The sequence below is a fragment of the Massilimicrobiota sp. An105 genome, assembly GCF_002161155.1.
In the GTDB taxonomy this organism is placed as follows: Bacteria; Bacillota_I; Bacilli_A; order Erysipelotrichales; family Coprobacillaceae; genus Allocoprobacillus; species Allocoprobacillus merdigallinarum.
On sequence record NZ_NFLY01000074.1, the window covers coordinates 1 to 5,238 of the forward strand.

Annotated in this window: 5 protein-coding genes; 1 reads left to right on the forward strand and 4 read right to left on the reverse strand. The window is 33.3% G+C overall.

The features are described from left to right. Nucleotides 1–235: 235 nt before the first annotated feature. The 4 genes from B5E48_RS12980 to tnpB form a co-directional block, all read right to left on the reverse strand. Nucleotides 236–1,621, reverse strand: coding sequence for a leucyl aminopeptidase family protein (locus B5E48_RS12980; RefSeq protein ID WP_087305537.1), 1,386 nt, complete (start codon nt 1,619–1,621; stop codon nt 236–238). Nucleotides 1,622–1,767: 146 nt separating this feature from the next. Further along, nucleotides 1,768–2,139 (reverse strand): hypothetical protein, encoded by a 372-nt coding sequence (locus B5E48_RS12985; protein WP_241146988.1) that lies wholly within the window; start codon nt 2,137–2,139, stop codon nt 1,768–1,770. Between the two features lie 45 nt (nt 2,140–2,184). Further along, nucleotides 2,185–2,727 carry a DUF6198 family protein gene (locus B5E48_RS12990; protein WP_087305539.1) on the reverse strand — a complete coding sequence of 181 codons (543 nt, stop codon included), beginning with the start codon at nt 2,725–2,727 and terminating at the stop codon, nt 2,185–2,187. Nucleotides 2,728–2,819: 92 nt separating this feature from the next. Next, entirely contained in the window at nt 2,820–3,929 is a 1,110-nt protein-coding gene (tnpB, locus tag B5E48_RS12995) for an IS200/IS605 family element RNA-guided endonuclease TnpB (RefSeq protein ID WP_087305541.1), read from the reverse strand. A 416-nt stretch (nt 3,930–4,345) separates the two neighbouring features. Here tnpB and B5E48_RS13000 point away from each other — a divergent pair, with 416 nt between their 5' ends. After that, the gene (locus tag B5E48_RS13000) at nt 4,346–5,110 is read left to right on the forward strand and encodes a LysR family transcriptional regulator (protein ID WP_255376281.1); all 765 of its coding nucleotides are present in this window, start codon (nt 4,346–4,348) and stop codon (nt 5,108–5,110) included. Nucleotides 5,111–5,238 lie beyond the last annotated feature (128 nt).

Genomic DNA, 5,238 nt, shown 5'->3' on the forward strand with positions numbered 1-5,238 from the left:
CATCAAAAATCAAGGGGTATTTGTACGCTTTTTTAGCGTTTTCAAACACAAAAAGGATATGATTAGATACTAAATTGGCTAAACATATCCTTTTACCATTTTAAATTGACGACATTGGAAAAGATTATTCTAGTCACCCTTATGCGCTGACTATGATTGCTGATATGATATGCATAGAATATTCTAACTACATACAACAAAAGAATATTTAAAAAACCGAGAAAAATCTCGGTTTTTATTTACTAAACATATTAACAACTGATCTAATCATGGCTCCTGTTGCACCAGTACCATCATTGTCCGCTGTTCCTGCAATATCTAGGTGAATCCATTTTGTACCTTCTTCTACAAAAGCATTCAAGAAATTAGCCGCAATGCTTGCTCCTGCACCAGGTTTTCCCATAGAATTTTTGAAATCTGCGCTATTTGATTTAATTTTTGCAAAATATTCATCATCCATTGGTAAACGCCATCCCTTTTCATCAGCTGCTTTCATGGCTTGTTCAAATTCTTGATAATAGGCATCATCATTAGCGAAAACACCTGTATAAACATCTCCTAAAGCAGCTACGCATGCTCCTGTAAGAGTCGCTAAATCAATAAGATGACTAGCTCCTAGTCTTTGTGCATACGTGATAGCATCACATAAGATCAGTCGTCCTTCTGCATCTGTGCTTACGACCTCGACTGTCTTTCCTGATAGTGTTGTGATGACATCCTGTGGTTTATAGGCTTTTCCATTCACCAAATTCTCTGTCACTGGAATGATTCCATAAACATTTGTCTTGGCTTGGATACCAGCAAGAATCTTCATGATTCCTAAAACATCTGCTCCTCCACACATGTCATACTTCATGCCATAGCTGTTTGATTTCAGGTTGTATCCTCCTGAATCAAATGTAATTCCTTTTCCTATCACGGCTTTATGTGGTGCATTTCCATTATGCGTATACTTCAATACAATCATGTAGGCTGGTATATGACTTCCCTGATTGACGGACAGAATGCCTCCTGCTTTCATTTCCTCTAAGGCACTCTTGTTGAGTATTGTATATTCAATGTTATACGCCTTTGCCAGTTCGACAGCTTCTTTGACCATGTCTTCCGGTGTCATCAGATTGGATGGTGTATCGGCAAGTCTTCTGGCATAGTTGATGCCTTCTCCATAGATTCTTCCTGTTTCAATATCCTTTTCAACATATCCTGATGATACAATATCCAAATCAGTTATCATTTTCGCATCATGTCCAATCTTGCATTCCTGATACTGGGCAATGATATGTGATTCTACCCATATTCTGACAAAGGCATGCTTGTCAATACCTTCATCAAGATGATCAGTCATCAGCTGAACAGGCTCGTTAATATTTTTTGAGATATTCAAAACTAACTTTCTAAGTTTGGCTGTCGTTAGTTCACTGACATCACCAAGACCAACAAAAAGAATATAAGGGAAATCATATTTTCCAAGTGTATAGACTTTTGTGGATTGATTGAAGTCTTTATTAATGATTGTGTTGATATCATATCCTAAGGTATCACATATATCATTCAAGACACTTTGATGGTGATAGATCGGATAAATCATTATTTTATTGTCTGGTTGTTTTAACTGTTTCATGAAACAATCCTCCTTATGATATATATCATATCACTTTTTGATAACGAAATAAAATAATTCATTAATTTTACCCTTAATCCTATAATATTTGCTTATTCTCTTATTTTTTTAAAAGAATAAAAAAATATGAAACATATTGTTTCATATCAAAATAGCCAATCCCATATCAAGGATTTTGTTTCTATATCTTCAGTTGTTTCACAATAATTGACCTTTAAATCTCCTGTTAAAGTTTTTCCTTTTCCTTTTCCTAAAACAATAGTATAAACACCCTGTTTAAAGGTTGCCTGATAATTACTCTGGTGATCAGCTAAAGCCTGATCTGGATTATCAACCCCTTTGACCCATTCTTTATAATCTGTTAGTAATTGATTTTTTATATCATACATGTCTTGAATATCAGTTTGTTGATAACTGTTAGATATAATTTTATATTTAGGAACGTCACTTTTTGCTTCAACACTGACACATAACATGCATACAAGTATAATAAAAACGATTTTTTTTATATTGTTCATATTGTTTATCACCTCATATGTGAATTATGAACACATATAAAAACTTTATACCTGAATAAATAATCTTTTTTGAAGAAGATATTGCCAGACCTTAATAAGTCTACCAATCATAACTGCTGAAATGATAGTTCCTATACCTATTCCCATAATAGGATTATGTGTTATCCAACTTAAAACAAGCGAACATAAAATCATAGAAATATCAAACATATTTTTGACATTATAGAAAGGATAATGGAAAACTTCACTTATTGTTTTCACAATGCCATCGCCTGGATTCAATACAAAGTTTGTTTCACTTGTCAAATAAACGCCTAAAGAAATACAAAGTAAAGCGATACATAATAGTAACAGTGAATGTATAAAAGATGATGGTGTTATATGAATGATATAATCATAAAAATCATTAAGATAACCAAATACAAAAGATAACGGTATTTCTAAAAGGTATTCCTTAGTTATTTTCTTTGATAATAAACATTGTATTCCAACAAACACTATATACCAGATAATAGAGGCTGTTCCTAATGATATATGAAATATTTGACTTGTTGTATAAATGGAACTTGATGAACTACCTCGCCGCAGAGCAACGAGGTTTCCTGCTTCAAAGACTTCATAGTATCCATCTCCACAGGCGTGACTTCGGACAGTTCCTGCCCTAGTATTTCAATATATATCTACTGCAAGAGAAGAAGTCTTTGCCCTTCTCTTAATATGTTGATGGCAGCATTCACATCCCTGTCATGAACAGTGCCACATTCAGGACACGTCCATCTTCTGATATTGAGGTTCTTGACATCAGTGTTCTTATATCCACATTCATGACATGTCTGTGAGCTGGCAAAGTATCTGTCTATCTTGACAACAGTTCTTCCATGCCATGCAGACTTGTATTCAAGCATACTCATAAATCTGCTCCATGATACATCGGCAACATCTCTTGCAATATGCTGATTATTCTGCATGGACTGGATGTCCAAATCCTCTATGCAGATGATACTATTCTGCTTGACGATGTCAGTTGACAGCTTATGGAGAAAATCGTTTCTCTGGTTATAGATGTGCTCATGCATTCTTGCCACTCTGATACGTGCCTTATCCCAGTTATGGCTTCCTCTTGGCTTTCGAGAAAGCTGTTTCTGGAGTCTGGCAAGTTTTTTTAGAGACTTGGCAAGATACTTAGGGTTATCTATCTTCACTCCATCGTCAAATGTGCAGAAGTGAGAAATGCCCATGTCAATGCCTGTAGACTTGTTGCTATTTGGATACTGTTCCACATCAACATCTTTGCAGCACAAGGATACATAATATCTGCCTGATGATTCCTGGGTGACAGTGGCATTGACGATTCTTCCCTGTGGGATGCATTTGTTCTTTGATTTAACAATACCAATCTTAGGCAGTGTAATATACCCATTATTGAACTTGATGGAATTGCTATTGTTTTTGCTTGTATATGAGAAACAATGCGTCCTTCTTGACTTGAATCGAGGATACATGGCATTCTTCCTGAAGAAATTGGTATAGGCTCTATCCAGGTTTCTTAGTGATGACTGAAGAGCCGTTGCATCCACTTCGCTTAGCCATGCATACTCAGGAGTGTGCTTCATGTCAACAACTTCATGCGCCATGTCATTATAGGATAGATTCGTCCCATCAGATTCATAGAGCTTCTGCTTTTTATTTAGAAAATGATTGTATACAAAGCGTACGCAGCCAAAAGTCCTGGCAAGCAGAATCTTCTGTGATTTGTTTGGATATATCCTGTATCTATATGCTTTGTCCATGATAGCGCCTCCTGTTATAGTCTCTCTATATTATATCATTGAAATGCTGTTCTATATAGACATGGTGTTGTAAGACACAATTTTTAGAAAAAGAAAAAAAGCATTTTCATCCCCACCGCAGAGCAGATGGGGTTTTCAATACTTAAAATCTATAAAGCAGCAACTCCCAGTCCTGTAGAAATATTCAATACAATTCCTAATGCTAAAAAATTTAAACCAATAATATAAATAATGATTTTTTTCATAATCTAACTCCTTCAATTTATACTTATTTTAATCAATTTATTATAATTGTCTCATATAAAAACGATATAATATAATAACTAAAAGTTATAATAAAGGAGTTTTTCTATGAATATTCAACAATTAAAATGCTTTGTCGAAGTTTCTAAAACTTTAAACTTTACAAAATATTTATTTCTCAAACAGCTGTTAGTAATCATATTAAACATTTAGAAGAAACACTTGGTTTTCATTTGTTTATAAGAAACAAAAAGCATGTTCAGTTAACTCAACAAGGAAAAATCTTTTTAAAAAGTGCTCTTAAAGTCTTGGAAGCAAATCAAGAATGTTATCAAATGATTCAATATTTACATCATGAAAATTTTGGTCAATTAAGAATTGGATATTTAAAAGGTATTGAACATTGCATTATGATTAAAAATATTCAGAACTTTTATCAACACAATAAACATATGGATATTCAGCTTTATCGTGATTCTAGACAAGAAATTGAAGAGCTGTTAAAAAATCATAAAGTCGATTGTGTATTTACTGCTAGAGTTGGTCATGATCCTATTCCTTTTGAAGATCAGTTTGATTATCTCCATATTTATTCTTATCCATTTGTTGTTGCTATGAATAAAAATCATATTTTATCTTCATATCCTTCTTTAGACTATTTTGATATAAAAAATCAAACACATGTGATTATGGATACAAGTCATCCTGATTTTAAAAGCCATGATTTAGATACTCTTTTCATGCATTTAGCTATTAGTCAGGATACTGCTATCTTAGCCCAATTTGTTGAAGATTATTATGCTTATCAAAAATATCTTTGCTTTTTACCTTTAAAAGACTTTTCTCAACAATTCCATATTTATCTGATTTGGCATAAAAACTCTCAAAATAAAAGTTTGAATGCATTTTTACAAAGTATCAAAAAAGAGAAAGAATAATGTTTCTTCCCAATGTCGTCAATTTAAAATGGTAAAAGGATATGTTTAGCCAATTTAGTATCTAATCATATCCTTTTTGTGTTTGAAAACGCTAAAAAAGCGTACAAATACCCCTTGATTTTTGATGA

What these genes read in the sequence shown, in the direction of transcription:
- B5E48_RS12980 (WP_087305537.1), bottom strand. Translation starts at nt 1,621, where the DNA reads ATGAAACAGTTAAAACAACCAGACAATAAAATAATGATTTATCCGATC.
- B5E48_RS12985 (WP_241146988.1), bottom strand. Translation starts at nt 2,139, where the DNA reads ATGAACAATATAAAAAAAATCGTTTTTATTATACTTGTATGCATGTTA.
- tnpB (WP_087305541.1), bottom strand. Translation starts at nt 3,929, where the DNA reads ATGGACAAAGCATATAGATACAGGATATATCCAAACAAATCACAGAAG.